Origin of the sequence: Afipia sp. Root123D2 (assembly GCF_001425835.1) — a bacterium.
In the GTDB taxonomy this organism is placed as follows: Bacteria; Pseudomonadota; Alphaproteobacteria; order Rhizobiales; family Xanthobacteraceae; genus Afipia.
This window is the reverse complement of sequence record NZ_LMDP01000001.1, coordinates 1482060-1501418: the sequence shown is the minus strand read 5'-3', so window position 1 is coordinate 1501418 and position 19359 is coordinate 1482060. Positions and strand designations below refer to the sequence as shown.

13 protein-coding genes, 2 tRNA genes and 1 pseudogene are annotated in these 19359 nt (G+C 61.5%); 14 read left to right on the top strand and 2 right to left on the bottom strand.

The window, feature by feature from the left end:
• The first annotated feature begins 22 nt into the window (after positions 1-22).
• The 12 genes from ASC80_RS07290 to ASC80_RS07235 all read left to right on the top strand — a co-directional run bounded on the left by ASC80_RS07290 (position 23) and on the right by ASC80_RS07235 (position 16755).
• The gene (locus ASC80_RS07290; RefSeq protein ID WP_056294467.1) at positions 23-3154 is read left to right on the top strand and encodes an efflux RND transporter permease subunit; all 3132 of its coding nucleotides are present in this window, start codon (positions 23-25) and stop codon (positions 3152-3154) included.
• Positions 3151-6252 carry an efflux RND transporter permease subunit gene (locus ASC80_RS07285; RefSeq protein WP_056294464.1) on the top strand — a complete coding sequence of 1034 codons (3102 nt, stop codon included), beginning with the start codon at positions 3151-3153 and terminating at the stop codon, positions 6250-6252. The genes ASC80_RS07290 and ASC80_RS07285 overlap by 4 nt, the downstream gene beginning before the upstream one ends.
• 63 nt (positions 6253-6315) lie before the next feature.
• On the top strand, positions 6316-7038 hold the full coding sequence (locus ASC80_RS07280; RefSeq protein ID WP_056294460.1) for a tRNA-uridine aminocarboxypropyltransferase: 723 nt from the start codon (positions 6316-6318) through the stop codon (positions 7036-7038).
• 162 nt (positions 7039-7200) lie between these two features.
• The gene (locus ASC80_RS07275; protein WP_056294457.1) at positions 7201-7659 is read left to right on the top strand and encodes a carboxymuconolactone decarboxylase family protein; all 459 of its coding nucleotides are present in this window, start codon (positions 7201-7203) and stop codon (positions 7657-7659) included.
• Complete coding sequence (locus tag ASC80_RS07270) at positions 7659-8537, top strand: sigma-70 family RNA polymerase sigma factor (RefSeq protein WP_056294454.1); 879 nt, start codon at positions 7659-7661, stop codon at positions 8535-8537. The genes ASC80_RS07275 and ASC80_RS07270 overlap by 1 nt, the downstream gene beginning before the upstream one ends.
• A 179-nt stretch (positions 8538-8716) precedes the next feature.
• Positions 8717-8790 (top strand) — tRNA-Cys (locus ASC80_RS07265).
• Between the two features lie 95 nt (positions 8791-8885).
• A tRNA-Asn gene (locus tag ASC80_RS07260) sits at positions 8886-8960 on the top strand.
• Between the two features lie 338 nt (positions 8961-9298).
• Positions 9299-9964 carry a protein-L-isoaspartate O-methyltransferase family protein gene (locus tag ASC80_RS07255; RefSeq protein ID WP_056294453.1) on the top strand — a complete coding sequence of 222 codons (666 nt, stop codon included), beginning with the start codon at positions 9299-9301 and terminating at the stop codon, positions 9962-9964.
• A gap of 190 nt (positions 9965-10154) precedes the next feature.
• Positions 10155-11576: a TolC family outer membrane protein gene (locus ASC80_RS07250; RefSeq protein ID WP_056294450.1), complete on the top strand. Its 1422-nt coding sequence runs from the start codon at positions 10155-10157 to the stop codon at positions 11574-11576.
• A gap of 222 nt (positions 11577-11798) precedes the next feature.
• Positions 11799-12578, top strand: a complete 780-nt coding sequence (locus tag ASC80_RS07245; protein WP_056295743.1) for a PopZ family protein — start codon at positions 11799-11801, stop codon at positions 12576-12578.
• Positions 12579-12685: 107 nt separating this feature from the next.
• Positions 12686-15559 (top strand): valine--tRNA ligase, encoded by a 2874-nt coding sequence (locus ASC80_RS07240; protein WP_056294447.1) that lies wholly within the window; start codon positions 12686-12688, stop codon positions 15557-15559.
• Complete coding sequence (locus ASC80_RS07235; RefSeq protein WP_056294444.1) at positions 15556-16755, top strand: MFS transporter; 1200 nt, start codon at positions 15556-15558, stop codon at positions 16753-16755. The genes ASC80_RS07240 and ASC80_RS07235 overlap by 4 nt, the downstream gene beginning before the upstream one ends.
• Here the strand turns inward: ASC80_RS07235 and ASC80_RS07230 are convergent.
• Complete coding sequence (locus ASC80_RS07230; RefSeq protein WP_056294441.1) at positions 16679-17311, bottom strand: DNA-3-methyladenine glycosylase; 633 nt, start codon at positions 17309-17311, stop codon at positions 16679-16681. The genes ASC80_RS07235 and ASC80_RS07230 overlap by 77 nt on opposite strands.
• 151 nt (positions 17312-17462) lie before the next feature.
• Between ASC80_RS07230 and lipA the strand changes: the two genes are divergently transcribed.
• Positions 17463-18422, top strand: a complete 960-nt coding sequence (gene lipA, locus ASC80_RS07225; RefSeq protein ID WP_056294439.1) for a lipoyl synthase — start codon at positions 17463-17465, stop codon at positions 18420-18422.
• Between the two features lie 7 nt (positions 18423-18429).
• Positions 18430-18900 carry a type II toxin-antitoxin system RatA family toxin gene (locus tag ASC80_RS07220; RefSeq protein WP_056295741.1) on the top strand — a complete coding sequence of 157 codons (471 nt, stop codon included), beginning with the start codon at positions 18430-18432 and terminating at the stop codon, positions 18898-18900.
• An 82-nt stretch (positions 18901-18982) separates the two neighbouring features.
• On the opposite strand, the pseudogene ASC80_RS24730 reads toward ASC80_RS07220, so the two are convergent.
• Positions 18983-19351: pseudogene (locus ASC80_RS24730) on the bottom strand (CinA family protein); the annotation flags it as partial.
• Positions 19352-19359: the final 8 nt, after the last annotated feature.

Sequence of the window (19359 nt, the reverse complement as noted above, 5' to 3'; positions counted from 1 at the left end):
GATATGATCGCGGAACGATGAGATGAGCGTCTCCGAACCATTCATCCGCCGCCCGATCGCGACGTCGTTGCTCGGTATCGCGCTTCTGATCGGCGGCGCTCTGGGATACTGGTCGCTGCCGGTGTCCGCGTTGCCGCAGGTCGATTTCCCGACGGTGCAGGTGTCGACGCAATTGCCGGGTGCGAGCCCGGATGTGGTGGCGTCGCTTTTGACCGCGCCGCTGGAACGGCAACTCGGGCAAATCCCGGCGCTGTCGACGATGATCTCGACGAGTTCGTTCGGCGTCAGCCAGATCTCGCTGCAGTTCGACCTCAACCGCGACATCGACGGTGCCACGCAAGACGTGCAGGCGGCGATCAACGCTGCCGCCGGAACGCTGCCGAAAAACCTGCCGTATCCGCCGACCTACGCCAAGGTAAATCCCGCCGATGCGCCGGTGATGACGCTGGCGCTGACGTCCGAGACGGTGTCGCTTCGCTCAATGAGCGATCTTGCCGACACGATGATGGCTCAGCGCCTCGCACAGATCAGCGGTGTCGGGCGCGTCTCCGTCCTCGGTGGATTGAAGCCCGCGGTCCGGGTGCAGGCCGATTTGTCCCGGCTCGCGGCCTACGGCATTTCGATGGAGGATCTGCGCACCGCCATTGCCGGCGCCAACGTCTCGGGCCCGAAAGGCTCGCTCGACGGCGCCCAGCAGGCCTACACCATCGCGGCCAATGACCAGATCGCCGCAGCCGATGCCTACAAGGCGATCATCATCGCGTACCGCAACGGCTCGCCGGTCACGATCGGCAACGTCGCGCAGATCGTGGACGGACTTGAGAACGACAAGACCGGCGGCTGGTACCAAGGAACGCCGGCAGTCATCATCGACATCCAGCGCCAGCCCGGCGCCAATGTCATCGATGTCGTCCGGCAAATCCGTGCCGAAATTCCGAAATTGCAGAAGGCCGTTCCGGCGGCGGTGAAGCTGTCCATCGTCAGCGATCGCACCGACACCATCAAGGCGTCCGTGAAGGACGTTCAGTTCACGCTCGTCCTCAGCGTAATCCTGGTCACGCTGGTGGTGTTACTGTTCCTGCGCTCGATACGCGCGACCATCATCGCGGGCGTTGCCCTTCCGCTGTCGCTGATCACCAGCTTCGGCATCATGTATTTTGCGGGCTTCAGCCTCGACAACCTTTCATTGATGGCGCTGACCATCGGCACCGGGTTCGTGGTCGACGACGCCATCGTCATGATCGAAAACATCGTTCGCCACATGGAGAATGGCGAAAGCGCAATGGATGCATCGTTGCGCGGTGCGAAGGAAATCGGGTTCACGGTGATTTCGCTCACGGTCTCGCTGATCGCGGTGTTCATTCCACTGCTGTTCATGTCGGGATTGGTCGGGCGCATGTTCCGCGAATTCGCGCTGACCCTGACGATTGCCGTGGTGACGTCGGCAATCGTCTCGCTGACGCTGACGCCGATGATGTGTTCACGAATGCTGAAAGCGCATGGCGAGGAGCGGGCAATCCCCGGCCTTGCCGCGGTCAGCGCGTTTATCGACCGCACTGTCGAATCCTACCATCGCACGTTGTTGTGGGTGTTGCGGCATCAGCGCGCGACACTGGTGGTCACGTTCCTGACCATCATCCTCACTGTCGGTCTTTATATCGTGGCTCCGAAAGGCTTCCTGCCGCTCCAGGACACGGCGTCGATTACCGCCGTGACCGAAGCCGGGCCGGACGTGTCATTCACTGAAATGCAAGCGCGGCAGGAAGCCGTCGCCAAGGCTGTACAAGCGGACCCTGACGTGACCGGCGTGGTGTCGGTGATCGGCGCAGGCTCCGTCAACCCGACCACCAATGTGGGGCGTCTGGTAATGACGCTGAAGCCGCGCGGTGATCGCAAGCTCGGTGTCGGGGATATCGTGACCCGGCTTAAGGAACGCGTCGCGTCGATTCCGGGGATGACCGTTTACTTCCAGCCGGTGCAGGATATCCAGATCAGCACTCGCGCCAGCCGATCACAGTACCAATACACCCAGACCGGGACCAACGCGCCGGACGTGACGCTGTGGGCGAACCGGCTTGTTCAGGAGATGCGCCGCGACCCGTTGTTCCAGGATGTTTCGTCAGAATCGCAGGAAGGCGGATTGCGAGCGTTGATCGATGTTGATCGGCAGCGTGCCGGACAACTCGGCGTCTCGTTGCAGGCGGTGAACGACACGCTCAATGACGCCTTCAGCCAGCGCCAGGTTTCGACGATCTATGGTCAGGCCAACCAGTATCGCGTGGTGCTCGAGGCCATGCCCGAATATCAGCGTGACGCCTCGGTGCTATCGAAACTCTACGTGCCCGGAACCGCGGGCGCACAGGTGCCGATCGGCACCATCGCTACCCTGAAACGGACGACGGCGCCGCTGGCGATCTCGCATCAGGCACAGTTTCCGGCGGTTTCGCTCAGCTTCAATCTGGCGCCGGGCGAGGCACTCGGCAACGCCGTGACCCGGATCGCCGAGATCGAGAAGCGAATCGGGATGCCGAACATCATCACCGGGCTGTATTCCGGCGATGCTGCCGAGTTCTCCCGCTCGCTGGCGGGGCAGCCGTGGCTGATTCTCGCGGCGCTGATCACGATCTACATCGTGCTGGGCGTTCTGTACGAAAGCTACATCCATCCGATCACGATCCTGTCGACGCTTCCGTCCGCGGGCATCGGCGCTATTCTGGCGCTGATCCTGTGCGGGCAGGATCTGTCGGTGATCGGCCTGATCGGCATCATCCTGCTGATGGGCATCGTCAAGAAGAACGCGATCATGATGATCGACTTCGCGCTTGAGGCGGAGCGTCATCAGGGCATGACGCCTTACGATGCGATCGTGCAGGCATGCCTCCTGCGCTTCCGGCCAATCATGATGACGACTCTGGCCGCGTTGTTCGGTGCGCTGCCGCTGGCGCTGGAAAGCGGCACCGGCGCGGAACTGCGCTTCCCACTCGGCGTCTCGATCATCGGCGGACTGCTGCTCAGCCAGTTGCTGACGCTTTACACCACGCCCGTGATCTATCTGGCGCTCGACCGTATCAATCGCCGCATCGAAAAAGCCGTGCCGCCCGCCGGTGACCTGCCGTCGCCGCCGATCGCCGGGGTGACCGAGGGTCTGCATTGAGTTCGCTCTCTGAACCCTTCATCAGACGGCCGGTCGGCACCACGTTGCTGGCGATCGGCCTGTTTCTTGTCGGTGCGGTGGCCTACAACTTCCTTCCGGTCGCCAGTGTGCCGGCGGTTGATTTCCCATCAATCCGCGTCAGCGCCCAACGGCCGGGAGCTGACCCCTCGGTGATGGCCGCGACCGTCGCAGCCCCGCTGGAGCGACGGCTCGGCGAGATTTCCGGCATCGATCAGATCACCTCGCAAAGCTCGATCGGTTCGACGAGCATTTCGCTGCAATTCGCCATCGGCCGCGACATCGACAAGGCCGCACGCGATGTTCAGGCCGCAATCAACGCGTCGCTGAGTGATTTGCCGACCGATCTCCCGACACTGCCGAAGTTCCGCAAACTCAATCCCGCTGCCTCACCAGTCCTGATCATCGCGCTGACCTCAAAGACCATCCTGCCGAGTGCGATGTACGACATCGCCGACACCGTCGTGGCACAGCGTATCTCGCAGGTGCCGGGGGTGGGCGAGGCGACTGTGAGCGGCGCGGATCAACCGGCGGTACGCATCCAGATCAATCCGGGAGCATTGGCGACCGCCGGAATTTCCAGCGAGGATGTGAGAACCGCGATCGTCAATGCCAATCCGATCGGACCGGTCGGCATCTTCGACGGCGACCGGTTAGGAGAAACCATCGCGATCAATCCGCAAATGCGAACCGCCGTCCAGTTCCGCGACATCATTGTCAAGAACTCCAACGGCAATTCGGTGCGCCTGTCGGATATCGCTACGGTCGAGGATTCCACCCGCAACAGCCGCTCGTTTGCATGGTTCAACAAGCAGCCGGCCGTGCTGATCCTGATCACCAAGCAGCCCGACGCCAATGTCATCGAGACCGTCGATCGGGTGAAGGCGTTGCTGCCTGAATTGAAACAATGGATTCCGGGCGGCGTGGAAATATCGATTCTCTCCGATCGCACCGGCACGATCCGGGCCAGCGTCGACGACATGGAGTGGACGTTGTTTGCGACCGCTTTTCTGGTGATGGTCGTCGTCTTCATCTTCCTGCGCCGGCTCACGCCGACCATCGCAGCAGGCATTTCGGTGCCGCTGGCGCTGACCGGCACATGCGCCGGGATGTGGCTTGCAGGCTATTCGATCGACAATCTGTCGCTGATGGCGCTGGCGATTTCCGTCGGCTTCGTGGTCGACGACGCGATTGTCATGATCGAGAATATGTATCGCAATCTCGAACGAGGGTTGACGCCGTATCAGGCCGCGCTCGAGGGATCGAAGCAGATCGGGTTCACCGTGCTCTCGATCAGCCTGTCGCTGATCGCCGCATTCACTCCGCTGATCTTCATGGACGGCATCGTCGGGCGGCTGTTCCGCGAGTTCTCGATAACGCTGACCTTCGCAATCCTGGTGTCGATGGTGGTGTCGCTGACCGTGACACCGATGATCTGTGCACATTACGTCAAGGAAGCCGTTTCAGCGGATGCGACACGCTTCGACCGGCTGGTCGAGGGGACGCTGTCGCGCGTGGTGAGTTTCTACGAACGGACCTTGCGCGTCGTACTCGGTTTCCCGATTCTGACCCTGATCGTGTTCATTGCCACCATTGTCTTGACGGCAACACTGTATGTGACGGTTCCCAAGAGCTATTTTCCCCAGGACGACAGTGGTCTCATCATCGGTTCAACACGTGCATCGGCTGACGTGTCCTTCCAGGCCATGCTCGGGCTTCAACAGGAAGTTGCGGATATCGTGATGGCCGATCCTGCCGTCGATGGCATCGGATCGTCTCTGGGAGGCGTGAACGGTACCGGCTCCAATCGCGGCCGCATGTTCATCAATCTGAAGCCGGTCGCCGAGCGCGACGGTCTGTCGACGCAACTGGTCATCGACCGGTTGCGCCGCAAGCTGACTGCCGTGCCCGGCATCCGCCTGTTCATGTTCGCTGCTCAGGACCTGCGGGCGGGAGGGCGGCAAAGCGACTCCAACTATCAGTACACACTGGTCAGCCCCAATCTCGATCTGCTGGCGAAATGGTCGCCGATCGTCGCCAAGAAACTGGAAGGCGTCGAAGGTATCACCGGTGTATCCAGCGACCGCGAAACCGGAGGGTTGCAACTGACACTGTCGATCGACCGGCAGAAAGCCTCGAGTCTCGGCGTCGACGTGCAGGACATCGACAATGCTCTGAACAACGCATTCTCCCAGCGCCAGATCTCGACCGTCTATACCCAGCGCAACCAGTACAAGGTTGTGATGGAGGTGGGATCGCAATTCCAGGGCGACCCGGCCGACCTCGACCGCATCTACGTCGCCGGCAGCAATGGCGCGCAGGTGCCGCTTTCGGCGGTCATCCACACCAAACGCGAACTGTCGCCGTTGTCGATTTTCCATCAGGGGTCGTTCCCGTCGACCACTGTTTCGTTCGACACTCTGCCAGGCGTGCCGTTGCAGACAGCAATCAACAATATCGAGCGCGCGGTCGGCGAATTGCACATGCCCGAAGGCATCCGCACCAGCTTCGACGGAAATGCGGGCGACAGCCAGAAAACAACCGGGCGCCAGCCGTTGCTGATCCTGGGCGCGCTGATCGCCGTCTACATCGTTCTCGGCGTGCTCTATGAAAGCCTACTTCATCCGCTGACCATCATTTCGACCTTGCCGTCGGCCGGTCTTGGCGCCTTGCTGGCCTTGCAACTCACCAACACGCCGCTAACAGTCATCGCTTTCATCGGCATCATTCTGCTGATCGGCATCGTCAAGAAGAACGGCATCATGATCGTGGACTTTGCACTCGAGGGCGAACGCCATCGCGGGCTGTCCTCGGCGGAGGCAATCTTCGAGGCCAGCATCGCGCGCTTCCGCCCGATCATGATGACGACGATGGCCGCATTGCTTGCAGCCGTGCCGCTGGTCCTGGCGGTCGGGCCGGGGACGGAACTGCGGCGGCCGCTCGGCATCACCATTATCGGCGGTCTGATCGTGTCGCAGATCCTGACGCTCTACACCACGCCGGTGATCTACCTGCTGATCGACCGGCTGCGGGACCGGAGACGAACAGTTCCGCTGCCGGGGGCGGCACCGGCCGAATAGCGTCTGCCGGCATCGCTGAAGCCGACATTGCTGAAGTCTCGGGTGCAGCGTATAGGCTGGCCCATGTCAGCCGCTCCCGAGACCACGCCGCCACAAGAGTTCCCCGAATGTCCGCGGTGCGGCAAGCCCGAACCTTTGTGTATCTGCGACGAACTTGAGCCGATCGAAAATCGGATCGAGGTCGTCATCCTGCAGCACCCGCAGGAGCAGGACAGGGCGCTTGGAACAGCGCGGCTCACGGCACTCCAGCTTGCGAACTCGACGCTCAAAATCGGACTGTCGTGGCCGAGCCTGTCGAAGATTCTCGGCCGCACCGTCGATCCGGCGCGCTGGGCCATTCTCTATCTCGGATCGGCCAAGGTCGCGGACCTCGCGACCGACCGGGATATTGTCGCCATCGACCGCAAGGGGCAGCCCGAGGATCACCAGCGCGCGATCCTCGAAGACATCGAGGGCATCGTGGTGCTCGACGGGACCTGGAGCCAGGCCAAGGCTCTGTGGTGGCGGAATGCCTGGATGTTGAAGTGCCAGCGCGTCATCCTCGGACCGGCGAATCCGTCACTCTACGGCAAGCTGCGCCGCGAACCGCGCCGCGACGGATTATCTACCATTGAGGCGACCGCCATGCTGCTGGGACGTCTGGAGCGGCGCGCGGACGTCGAGGCGGCGTTGATCGGCACCTTCGAGCGAATGCTCGCGAAATATCGCGAGGCGCAAGCCACGGTTCCGGAACTCGCGCCAAAGCCTAGGCCGAAACGCGATTGGCGCCGCAAAAAGCCAAAGTAATGTCGGCATGTATTGCTGTATAATTTTGATACTGCTCGATTTTTAGCTTCGCCGCGTGGACTCGGCCGGAAGGCGATTGCAAAATTTTTGCCGACATCTGTCACACCACAACGTGCTGTCTCGTCTTGTTTCCGGGAATTGACCCATAACCAAGGAAACAACATGAAACCGAGACTGAACCTTTTCGCGATGCCGGATTTGCTCACACCGTTGCTCGATTTTGGAACCAGCATTACCAAGAACGGCCTTGAGCCGAGCCTAATGGAACTGGTGAAAATGCGAGCCTCGCAGATCAACGGCTGTGCTTTCTGCCTCGATATGCACGCCAAGGACGCCCGCAAGGCCGGTGAGACGGAAGCGCGTCTCTATCTGCTTCCCGCATGGCGGGAGTCGCCGCTGTACAGCGACAGGGAACGCGCGGCACTCGGGTGGACCGAAGCACTGACACTGGTATCGGAAAACGGCGCCCCCGACGATGTCTATGAAGCGGTGAAAGCGCAGTTCTCCGAGGAAGAGCAGATCAAGCTGACCATGATGATCATCGCCATCAACGGCTGGAACCGGCTTAACGTCGGCTTCCGCACCGTCCATCCCGTCAACGCTGCACGTACGGCAGCCTGATGGCATCGGCCTCTACACTGGGCGCAGCGGACTCATTCGATCCGCTGCGTCCCAAGCTGATCCGGATCGCATACCGGATGCTAGGGTCGGTCGCGGATGCGGAAGACGTCGTGCAGGACGCCTTCATCCGCTGGCTCTACACCGACCGGGATGCGGTTCGCGAACATGAGGCGTTCTTGCGCCGTGTGGTGACCCGGCTTTGCCTCGACCTCCTGAAATCGGCCCGACGACGGCGCGAGACCTATGTCGGGCCGTGGCTGCCCGAACCTGTCGTGGAATCCGGGGACGAGGAGATCGACGATATCACGCTGCCGCTGATGGTCGCGCTCGAACGCCTGTCGCCGCTGGAGCGCGCGGCCTTCCTGCTCCATGACGTTTTCGGCGTCGGCTTCGACGAGATCGCAGAAACGATCGGCCGTGAGCCGGCGACCTGCCGCCAACTCGCGAGCCGCGCCAGAATCAATGTCCGCTCCGCACGACCACGATTCGCGGTGCCGAAAGAGCAGGGGCTGGAGATCGCCGCCGCCTTCTTTACGGCATCCCGCAGCGGCGACATGAAGAAGCTGCAAGCGTTGCTAGCTACCGATGTCACCGTTCATGCCGACGGCGGGGGCAAGCGGGCGGCCGTCGCCAAGCCGATCGTTGGAATCGACAAGGTGGTGGCATTCCATACATCCCTCGCGCAGTTTTTCACGCAACATCCATCGCGCATCGTGCACTATGGCTTCATCAACGGCCTGCCGGGGTTCATCACTCTGGAGGATGACGGAGTGCCCCAAACGACGGCGCTCCAAATCGACGACGGCCAGATTGTCGCGATCTATGTGGTGCGTAACCCGGACAAGCTGCGGCACATCGACGATCAGGTGATTCACTGACTCCGCTCGATGCCGTATGGACGGCCGCGCGCATCGGCCCGCGAGATACTGCGCCGGCCGGATGGAGCACTGTCGTCTGTTTCAGGCGCCAAGCGGTGCTGAGCCCTGGAAAGGCGCAGGGGACAAACTGGCGCAGGTTGCCTAAGAGAGTGGTTGTCTATAAGAGTTTCGCCGGTTGAGGCCACGTGGCGGAGTGGTTACGCAGCGGTCTGCAAAACCGTTTACACCAGTTCAATTCTGGTCGTGGCCTCCAACACTCTCATCGCAGGTTGCCCTTTTTGAGCGATTTGAGCTTTGCAAGACTGGGGGCCTTTGTTATATGCGGCCCCATTGCTGCTTCGGCAGTATTCCTCGGTAGCTCAGCGGTAGAGCATTCGACTGTTAATCGAATGGTCGCTGGTTCGAATCCAGCCCGGGGAGCCAAAAACTCCACAAACTCAGATATTTATACAAGATTTTGACCGCAATTCCTGATGCGGGCCAAGCGACGTGCGCGGGAGCCTCCAGGTGCCGTTGCAGCCAACGGTCGTGAGAATCGCCGAATTCCGTCTGATCGAGGCGAATCCACTCCCGCGCAAATATGGGTTCGCGAACCGCAACCTTTCATATCCCAAGCGCCAATAGAGCTCGGGATTCCCACTGTTGGCGGACGGGCCGATGATGACGCCCTGCGAGACTTGCATCGCTCCGACGCTTGCATCAATGATGCCGCGCAGAAAGCCCCGTTGCGCGGGGACAATAGCTGCTTGCGAGGATATTTGATGTCAGACGTTTCGACCGCCCGCCAGAACATGGTCGATTGTCAGGTGCGGCCCAGCGACGTGACCGACTTGCGCATTATCGATGCGATGCTTGAAATTCCGCGCGAGGCATTTGTGCCCGGCGATCGCCGCGCGCTGGCCTATATGGATATGGACCTCGACGTCGGAGGAACTCCGGCCGCCAAGGAATATCTCATCAAGCCGGCCGTTCTCGCCAAGATGCTGCAGGCTGCCGAGATCACCGAAGCCGACCGTGCCCTCGTGACAGGTTGTGCCACCGGTTATGCTGCCGCAGTGGTTGCCCGTTTGGCGGGGGAGGTTTTCGCTGTCGCATCGACGGAGGAGATGGCTGCGGCTGCTCGCACCGCGCTCGGTAATTCGGGAACAGCCGGCGTGACTGTGTCCTCAGGGCCGGCGGGAGAGGGCGATCCTGCCTATGGCCCCTACGATGTGATCGTTCTCAATGGCGCCACGGAAATCGAGCCGGAAACGCTGTATAAGCAACTCAAGGTTGGGGGGCGCCTGGTCGGAGTCTTTGCAACCACCCGGCCGGCACGTGCAACCCTCGTAACCCGATCGCCCTCGGATTATGGTACTCGGGCACTCTTTGACGCCGCCGCACCCGTCCTGCCGGGCCTTGAGCGAGTGCCAGCTTTCAGCTTTTAGGGCGAGCCGGTAGCCGGTACAGAAGTGTGGCCCCAATGTCCCATGTGGGGACTTTCCGACCGGAAAGTACGGATGGGGTTCCGTCACACCGCGCCGCCGCATATGTTGGCGCGGGGAGCGGGCTCTCATTTGAGTCGATGATCCGGCGTGCGGATTGATAATCCAGCAGTCGGCCTTGGGAACGGATGGCATGTTGAAGAAGAATGGGGCGTGGCGGTTTGCAGGAGCTGCGGTAGCGGCACTTACGCTGTTCGCGGCGAGTACGCCCGTCCTTTCGGACACGATCGAAGCAGCTCTGGCCCGCGCCTATCAGAACAACCCACAGCTCAATTCCCAGCGCGCATCGGTGCGCGCGACCGACGAAAACGTTCCACAGGCCTTGTCGGGCTATCGTCCGAGAATCGCGGTGTCGGCGAGCGTCGGTGGTCAGTATACCTCAGTCAAATCGGACACCACGACCAACACACCGACCGGTCCCGTACAGTCTTCACAGGTCCTGAGCGGAACGCAGATACCGCGAAGCGTAGGCGGGACGATCACCCAAACACTTTACAATGGTGGCCAAACGGGCAATCGCGTTCGCGCCAGCGAGAGTCAGGTATCGGCCGCGCGCGAAGGTCTGCGAGTCCTTGAGCAGAGCGTTCTGTTGTCGGCGGCCACGATCTACATGGATTATCTTCGCGATTCAGCCATCGTCGAAGTTCAAAAGAGCAACGTGCGCGTGCTCGATCAAACGCTGAAGCAGACGCGTGATCGTTTCAACGTCGGCGAGGTGACCCGTACCGACGTCGCGCAGTCGGAAGCTCAGCTTGCGGCCGGCCGCACACAGTTGCTGACGGCAGAGTCCAACCTCACGACGACGCGCGCGAATTTCCGACGCATCATCGGCAGCGACCCGATGCAGCTAGCGCCCGGTTCGCCGGTTGACAGGTTCCTGCCCAAAACGCTGCAGACGGCGGTCAATCTCGGCCTGATCGAGAATCCGAACGTCACTGCCGCAATGTACGGCATCGACGTCAGTCACCTGCAGGTCAAGATCAACGAAGGTGCGCTGTTCCCGACCGTGACTTTGCAGGGCAGCGTGCAGCAGGCATATGAGCCCACCTTGGCGTATAGTCGGCAGTTCAGCGCCTCGGCGGTGGCTAATCTGTCGGTTCCTATCTATCAGGGTGGCGCCGAATACGCGCTGATCCGGCAGTCAAAGGAATCGCTCGCACAGCAGAGGCTGAACCTCGATCGGGTTCGCGACCAGGCCCGCGCCGACATCGCTCAGGCATGGGGACAGCTACTCGCCGGAAAGGCGCAGGTCTCCTCGGCGCAGTCGCAGGTGGAAGCTGCCGAGATCGCACTCAACGGTGTTCGCGAAGAAGCTCGCGTCGGCCAACGCACCACGCTCGACGTGTTGAACCAGCAACAGGCGCTGGTGAACGCCCGTGTGGCGCTCGTCACCGCGCAGCATGACCGCGTTGTGGCATCCTACAGCGTCCTCAACGCAGTCGGGCGCCTGTCGCCGCAGGTCCTCAGGCTGAAGACCTCAATCTACGATCCGAACGTGCACTATCAGCAGGTTCGCGACAGTTGGATCGGCGTTCGCACACCCGACGGACAATAACAGCGTTCATCGGCACATGATCGCTCTGCGATCCTGAGTGTCCATGAACGTACGTGCGTGGTCCGCTACCGATTTTTACCGCACGACGTTGTGGTGAAAGCCTCGTAGTCGGACCCGATTGCTTGCAATCAAATGTTACGATGCCGTACCTTTTACGAAGGTGACGAAGCGATTCGTGGCGATTGTGTGCGGCTTTCTAAGGCCGTCGATGTGGAGTCGGAGATGAACCAACCGGCAAAGGCGCAGGAGCCCTCGATGGAGGAGATTCTGGCGTCGATCAGACGGATCATTTCCGATGACGAGGCTAAACCGGCTGCGGCTGCGGAGCCGGCAAAGCCCGAGCCCGCCAAACCCGCCGTTGCGAAAACAGAGCCTCCGCGCGCCGCGCCCCCGGCATCGGATCCGAAGCCCGCTCCCGTGCGAACCGCCGGTGCCTTATCGTCCGTCAAGCGACCTCCGCCAGCGCCCCCGGCGCCGGTCGAGAAGGTTGCCGCCGCCGCTCAACCAGAAAAGAACAGCCAGGCCGAGATCGATGCGATGATGGCAAGCTTCGACGCGCCGGCGCAGACTGCTGCTGCCGCCGCGCCGGAAATTGATGAGTCCGAGAGCGACGTTTTCGAGTTGACCGAACAGATGGCGATGCCCGAACTGCCCCCAGTTGCATTTCAGAAAATCGAGGCCGATGACGACCTCGAATTCGCCGAATCCATGCCCCAGACACCGACACGTCCGACACCGATCGATCCTCCGACCTATGAGCGGGCGGCCTATAACGCCCTTGCGGAAGCTCCCAGTATGCTGTCGAACACAACCGTGTCTTCGGTCGAGTCCGCATTCAACGCGCTCGCAAGCACGGTGCTCAGCAACAATGCCCGGACCCTCGAGGATCTGGTCAAGGAAATGCTGCGCCCAATGTTGAAGTCGTGGCTCGACGACAATCTGCCCAATCTGGTGGAGCGCATCGTCAAATCCGAGATCGAGCGCGTATCCCGGGGCCGATAATCTCCGCTCCGGCAGGCTTTACGCCGAAAAACCTCCATTTTGACGTGTTGACTTGATGCGCGCCGGAAGGTTTCTAGCGCATCAGTCCCCATTTTGATTGCAGTCTCATGATCGAAAAGACCTATCTGCCAGCCGATATCGAAGGCCGCATCGCGCGCGCGTGGGAAGAAGTGGGCGCCTTCAAGGCTGGGCGGCCGGAACGCCGCGACGCGGAGCCGTTCACCATCGTGATTCCGCCGCCGAACGTCACCGGCTCGCTCCACATGGGTCATGCGCTGAACAACACGCTGCAGGACGTGCTGTGCCGCTTCGAGCGGATGAGGGGCCGGGATGTGTTGTGGCAACCCGGCACCGATCACGCCGGCATCGCCACCCAGATGGTGGTGGAGCGGCAATTGATGGAGCGGAAGCTCCCGGGCCGTCGCGACATGGGTCGTGCAAAATTTGTCGAGCGGGTCTGGGAATGGAAAGCCGAGAGCGGCGGGACCATCGTCAATCAGCTTAAGCGCCTCGGAGCGTCCTGCGACTGGTCGCGCGAGCGGTTCACCATGGATGAGGGGCTGTCCAAGGCTGTTCTTAAAGTTTTTGTGGAACTTTATAATGCCGGCCTAATCTACAAAGATAAAAGGCTGGTCAATTGGGACCCCAAGCTATTGACCGCGATCTCCGACCTTGAGGTCCAGCAGGTCGAGGTCAAAAGCAGTCTCTGGCATCTGCGCTACCCGCTGGAAGGCGTGGAGTTTAATCCGGAGAACCCAGCCACCTTCATCGTCGTTGCCACGACGCGTCCGGAAACCATGCTGGGCGATACCGCCGTCGCGGTGAACCCGGACGATGAGCGCTACAAGCATGTCGTCGGCAAACACGTGATCCTGCCTCTGGTCGGCCGGAAAATTCCGATCGTCGCCGACGCCTATTCCGATCCTGAAAAGGGATCGGGCGCGGTGAAGATCACACCGGCGCACGACTTCAACGACTTCGAGGTCGGCAAGCGGCACAGCCTGGCGCAAATCAGCGTTCTCGATCAGGAGGCGCGCCTGTCGCTGTCCGGCAACGAGGACTATCTGCGCAACCTGCCCGAAGGCTCGCTGATGTTCGCCGAAGAGCTGGACGGCATGGACCGGTTCGCGGCCCGCAAGCTGATCGTGTCACGTCTTGAGGAATTCGGCTTCCTCGACAAGATCGAACCCAACACGCACATGGTGCCGCATGGTGACCGTTCGGGCGTGGTGATCGAGCCTTATCTGACCGACCAGTGGTACGTCGACGCCAAAACGCTCGCCGAACCTGCGATCGCGGCCGTGCGGAACGGCGAGACGTCTTTCGTCCCGAAGAACTGGGAAAAAACCTACTTCGAGTGGATGGAGAACATCCAGCCGTGGTGCATCTCGCGTCAGCTGTGGTGGGGTCACCAGATCCCGGCCTGGTACGGTCCGGACGGCAAAGTCTTCGTCGCGGAATCCGAGGAAGAGGCCGTGGGCCATGCGCTCGGCTATTACGTCGAGAAGGAAATCATCACGCCGGAGCAGGGCGATGAGATGGCCCGCGACCCCGCAAAGCGCGAAGGTTTCATCACCCGCGATGAAGACGTCCTCGACACCTGGTTTTCGTCAGCGCTGTGGCCGTTCTCGACGTTGGGCTGGCCAGCCGATGATATCGACGTCAATCGCTATTACCCGACCAATGTTCTGGTCACCGGCTTCGACATCATCTTCTTTTGGGTCGCCCGCATGATGATGATGGGTCTGCACTTCAAGAAGGAAGTGCCGTTCCGCGACGTTTACATTCATCGTCTGGTCCGCGATGAGAAGGGCGCGAAGATGTCGAAGTCGAAAGGCAACGTCATCGATCCGCTCGGCGTCATCGACCAATACGGCGCCGACGCACTGCGCTTTGCGCTGGCGCGCGCGGCGGCTCAAGGGCATGACATCAAGCTCTCGCCCCAGCTTGTCGAAACCAATCGCAATTTCGCGACCAAGCTGTGGAACGCCGCACGGTTCGCCGAGATGAACGGCTGTGCACGGATCGACGGTTTCGATCCGGCGCAGGCCAAGGATCCGCTCAATCGCTGGATCGCCCATGAGGCGGCGCTCACCACCCGCGAGGTGACCGAAGCGATCGAGACCTATCGCTTCAACGACGCTGCGGCGGCCATCTATCGTTTCGTCTGGAACGTTTATTGCGACTGGTACCTGGAACTCGCCAAGCCCGTGATGATGGGCGCGGACAGCCCGGCGAAAAACGAGACGCAGGCATCGGTGGCGTGGGCGCGCGACGAAATCCTCAAGCTGCTGCATCCGTTCATGCCATTCCTCACCGAGGAGTTGTGGGCCGTGACGGAAAAACGCGAAGGCCTGCTCACGCTCGCCGAATGGCCGTTGCGCAAGCAGGTCAACGCGGCCGCAATGGCCGAAACGATCAACGCCGCGATGGCCGGCGATCCGCTGGCGATGACAGTGATGCCAACTCACGCGCCGTTCGAGGAGCAATTCAGCGACCCTGCCGCCGAAGCGGAAATCGGCTGGCTGGTCGATCTCGTCACTGCGGTGCGCTCGGTGCGGTCCGAGATGAACATCCCGCCGGCGACGCTCGTCCCGCTGGTTCTGGCAGGCACGTCCGGGGACAGCCAGGCACGCGCCGGCCGATGGATCGACGTGGTGAAACGTCTTGCGCGCGTGTCGGACGTCTCATTTGCGAATGTCGCACCGGGCGGATCCGTGCAGTTGCTGGTGCGCGGAGAAGTCGCTGCGATTCCGCTCAAGGGCGTCATTGATCTGGCCGCCGAGAAAACCCGCCTCGACAAGGAACTTGCGCGCGCAGATGGCGACATCAAGCGGGTCGACGCCAAACTCGGGAATGCCGACTTCATGGCCCGCGCGCCCGAGGATGTCGTCGATGAGCAGCGCGAGAAGCGCGACGAGGCGATCGGGCGCCGGGACAAGATTCTGGAAGCGCTGGAGCGCCTCAAAGGCGTCGGATGACCTCAGTACGATCCTCTTCGTTTGGCGCGCTCCTTTTGTTGTGGCTCGCGGGAAACGGCCTGCGGCTGACTATCCTCGCAGTGCCCCCGATCCTGGCGCTGATCATTCTCGATCTGAATCTGTCGGGTACCGAAGTCGGCATTCTGAACGCCATTCCGGTTTGCCTGTTTGCACTGGTTGCCGTGCCGGGTTCGCTGCTGATCGCACGCGTCGGCGCCACACCTGCGCTCATCATCGGGCTTCTGACGGCAGCCGCGGGATCGGCCCTGCGCGGGTTGGCATTCAATACCCTCACGCTTTATGCCGCGACGGTTGTCATGGCTGCGGGAATTGCCGTCATGCAACCCGCGCTGCCGCCCATAGTCCGTCAATGGGTGCCGCGCCGCATCGGCTTTGCTACCGCTGTCTATACCAACGGCCTTCTGTGCGGTGAAATCTTCCCGGTCATCCTCGCGGCGGCGATCCTGCCGCTTCTCGCAGGAAGCTGGCGCGCGAGCCTTGTAGTCTGGTCGATTCCCCTCGCGGTGATCGCGCTGTTAGTCTTTCTGTTCCAGCCCGGCGGCAAGGATGCACCGATCGCACGCCATCGCAACTGGATGCCGGATTGGCGCGATCCGCTGCTCTGGAAACTTGGCCTGATGATGAGTGGGGCCAATCAACTCTATTTTTGCGCGAACGCTTTTCTTCCCGGGTTTTTACTGCATTCCGAGCGTGCCGACATGATTGGCCCTGCGCTGACGGCGCTGAACGCCGGTCAATTGCCGGCGTCATTCATCCTGCTCACGATGGCGAACCGCCTGGAGCGCAAAAGATGGCCGTTGCTAGTTGCCGGCATAATGGGTCTTGCCGGAATCGCAGCCGTTTTGACGGGTTCCAGCCTGTGGGGAATTGTCAGTGGCGCGGTCCTTATTGGATTCGCCTGCGCGGTCGTGCTCACGCTTGTGCTGGCGCTCCCGGCACTCCTGGTCTCGGCTGATGATGTTCCGCGCTTGTCGGCCGGGGTCTTTGCGATCGGTTATAGCGTTGCGATGATCAACTCGATCCTCGGCGGCGTCGCATGGGATATAACCGGAAACGCAGCATTCGCGTTCCTGCCGGTGGCGATTGCGGTCCTTCCGATCATTGCGGTCTCGTACTTGATCGATCTTTCGAAGCAGCGTTCCGGAATGGCTTACTCAGGAACCGTGATCCTCTGATCCCGTAACGCCAGGGCAATTCGACTGCCTTGGTGATCCCGATGCGAATGCCCGTCGCAATCTCCGGAACCTCGGTGCGGGCGTGAACGACGATGGGTGCTGCATCGAGCGCCATTCCGTTGTGCTTGTCGGTCACAGCCATTGCCGAGCATAATTTTCCCGGTCCCGAACAGAGCGAGCGTTCCTCGTGCACCATTCGCCGCCGACGCATCGCCGCGATGCCGTGGGTCGGCTCCAGCGCCCGGATCAGGATCGCGCTGGCGGAGCCTTCCTTTTCGCAGACGAAATTCATGCACCAGTGGATGCCGTAGGAGCGATAGACATAGAGAAAGCCGGGCGGACCGAACATCACCATGTTGCGCGGCGTCGGGCCACGGTAGGAATGAGCCGCCGGCTCGGTGTGGTGGTAGGCCTCGATTTCGGTGATGATTCCGCCGACGCCGTTGACCAGCAAAGTCGCTCCCACCAGTTCGGGCGCGACCTCATGCACGCTGCGGGCAAAGAATTTGCGTTTCAGGGCTGGGCCAAGTGCGCGCGGGCTGCGGATTTCAGGCATCTGGTTCGGGAGGGCTGCAACTGGAGCATACGAAAGCGGGGCGGGACGTGCTACCTATTCCAAAGCTAACACAATGGAGGCGGGTTGCGGCAACCGGCGTCCGGTCTTAGGTAGTGGGTGCGGCTCAAAGGCCCGCCAGCAAGAGTTTTTCATGGTCGTTCTCATCGATACCGTTTCCGAGAAGCAGGTTCGCCCCCGGCACCCGGAAAAGGTCAACCGGCCCGACGCCAAATCGCCCCCGAAGCCGGACTGGATTCGTGTCCGCGCGCCGACGACGCGCGGCTATGCGGATACCCACAAGATCGTCAAGGAGAACGGCCTCGTCACGGTCTGCGAGGAAGCCGGTTGCCCGAACATCGGCGAGTGCTGGGACAAGAAGCACGCGACCTTCATGATCATGGGCGACACATGCACCCGGGCTTGCGCCTTCTGCAACGTCAAGACCGGCATGCCCGGCGTACTGGACGCGACCGAGCCGGAGCACGTGGCACTTGCGGTGGCGAAACTCGGCCTTGCGCATGTCGTCATCACCTCGGTCGATCGCGACGATCTGGCCGATGGCGGCGCCGATCATTTCGCGCAGACCATTCGCGCGATCCGCGCCAAAACCCCGACCACGACAATCGAGATTCTGACACCCGACTTCCTGCGCAAGGACGGCGCGCTGGAGAAAGTTGTTGCGGCCAGGCCGGACGTATTCAACCACAATCTGGAAACGGTCCCGTCACGTTATCTGACAGTGCGGCCGGGCGCGCGCTACTTCCATTCGATCCGCCTGTTGCAGCGAGTCAAGGAAATGGACCCGACGCTTTTTACCAAATCCGGCATCATGGTCGGCCTTGGCGAAGAGCGCCACGAAGTGTTGCAGGTGATGGACGACCTGCGCTCCGCCGACGTCGATTTTCTCACCATCGGCCAGTATCTGCAGCCCAGCCTGAAACATCATGCTGTGATGCGCTACGTCACGCCAGACGAATTCGGCGGCTATGAGAAGGTCGCCTACACCAAAGGATTCCTGATGGTGTCGGCGAGCCCGCTGACACGCTCATCGCATCATGCCGGCGAGGATTTCGCCAAATTGCAGGCGGCTCGTGCCGCCGCAGGCCGCTGATCGTAAGATGCCGCAGTTTTCGAACAAGCGCCGGGTCCGCCACAGCGCGGACAAGATGTTCGACCTTGTCGCCGACGTCGAGCGCTATCCGGAATTCGTGCCGCTGTGTCATTCGCTGAAGGTCCGTCAACGCACTCGAAATCCTGACGGCAGCGAAATCATCATCGCCGACATGACGGTGTCGTTTCAGTTGATCCGCGAAGCCTTCACCAGCCGCGTGACGCTCGACCGGCCGAATTCGCGCATCCTGGTCGAGTATCTGAAAGGCCCGTTCAGCAAGCTGGAGAACCGCTGGACCTTCGAGGCGAAGTCCGAGAATGCCTGCGAGGTCGGCTTTTTCATCGCGTACGAGTTCAAGAGCCGGATGCTCGGGGTGTTGATGGGCGCGATGTTCGACGCCGCTTTCCAGCGCTTCGCCGCGGCGTTCGAGAAACGCGCGGATGCGATCTATGGGCCACCGCGCGTGGGCGCTTCTTGAGCGGCGGTTTCGGCCCGCGCGCCATCTCCATCAGCATTTTCAGGGCTTCGATCACCGACTGCTGGCGCACCTGACCGCGGCCGATTGCGCCGAACCGGCATTCCTTGTGGGTGATGCGACCGTCGCGCGACGCCACAGCAAGGTGTACGAGGCCGACCGGCTTGCCGGGCGTGGCACCGCCGGGACCGGCGATGCCGGTGATCGACACCGAGAGATTGGCGTCTGCCTGTTCCAGCGCACCGACGGCCATAGCCACGGCGGTCTCCTTGCTAACGGCCCCGAAAGTCGCAAGGGTCGCGGTCTCAACGCCGAGCATCGCGTGCTTGGCCTCGTTGGAATAGGTGACGAAGCCACGATCGACGACATCGGACGATCCTGGAATTTCCGTCAGCGAGCCGGCGACAAGACCGCCGGTGCAGGACTCGGCGGTCACGATGGTCAGCTTGCGCATACGGCAAA

What these genes read in the sequence shown, in the direction of transcription:
- lipA (WP_056294439.1), top strand. Translation starts at nt 17,463, where the DNA reads ATGGTCGTTCTCATCGATACCGTTTCCGAGAAGCAGGTTCGCCCCCGG.
- ASC80_RS07290 (WP_056294467.1), top strand. Translation starts at nt 23, where the DNA reads ATGAGCGTCTCCGAACCATTCATCCGCCGCCCGATCGCGACGTCGTTG.
- ASC80_RS07235 (WP_056294444.1), top strand. Translation starts at nt 15,556, where the DNA reads ATGACCTCAGTACGATCCTCTTCGTTTGGCGCGCTCCTTTTGTTGTGG.
- ASC80_RS07220 (WP_056295741.1), top strand. Translation starts at nt 18,430, where the DNA reads ATGCCGCAGTTTTCGAACAAGCGCCGGGTCCGCCACAGCGCGGACAAG.
- ASC80_RS07245 (WP_056295743.1), top strand. Translation starts at nt 11,799, where the DNA reads ATGAACCAACCGGCAAAGGCGCAGGAGCCCTCGATGGAGGAGATTCTG.
- ASC80_RS07280 (WP_056294460.1), top strand. Translation starts at nt 6,316, where the DNA reads ATGTCAGCCGCTCCCGAGACCACGCCGCCACAAGAGTTCCCCGAATGT.
- ASC80_RS07255 (WP_056294453.1), top strand. Translation starts at nt 9,299, where the DNA reads ATGTCAGACGTTTCGACCGCCCGCCAGAACATGGTCGATTGTCAGGTG.
- ASC80_RS07230 (WP_056294441.1), bottom strand. Translation starts at nt 17,311, where the DNA reads ATGCCTGAAATCCGCAGCCCGCGCGCACTTGGCCCAGCCCTGAAACGC.
- ASC80_RS07250 (WP_056294450.1), top strand. Translation starts at nt 10,155, where the DNA reads ATGTTGAAGAAGAATGGGGCGTGGCGGTTTGCAGGAGCTGCGGTAGCG.
- ASC80_RS07240 (WP_056294447.1), top strand. Translation starts at nt 12,686, where the DNA reads ATGATCGAAAAGACCTATCTGCCAGCCGATATCGAAGGCCGCATCGCG.
- ASC80_RS07275 (WP_056294457.1), top strand. Translation starts at nt 7,201, where the DNA reads ATGAAACCGAGACTGAACCTTTTCGCGATGCCGGATTTGCTCACACCG.
- ASC80_RS07270 (WP_056294454.1), top strand. Translation starts at nt 7,659, where the DNA reads ATGGCATCGGCCTCTACACTGGGCGCAGCGGACTCATTCGATCCGCTG.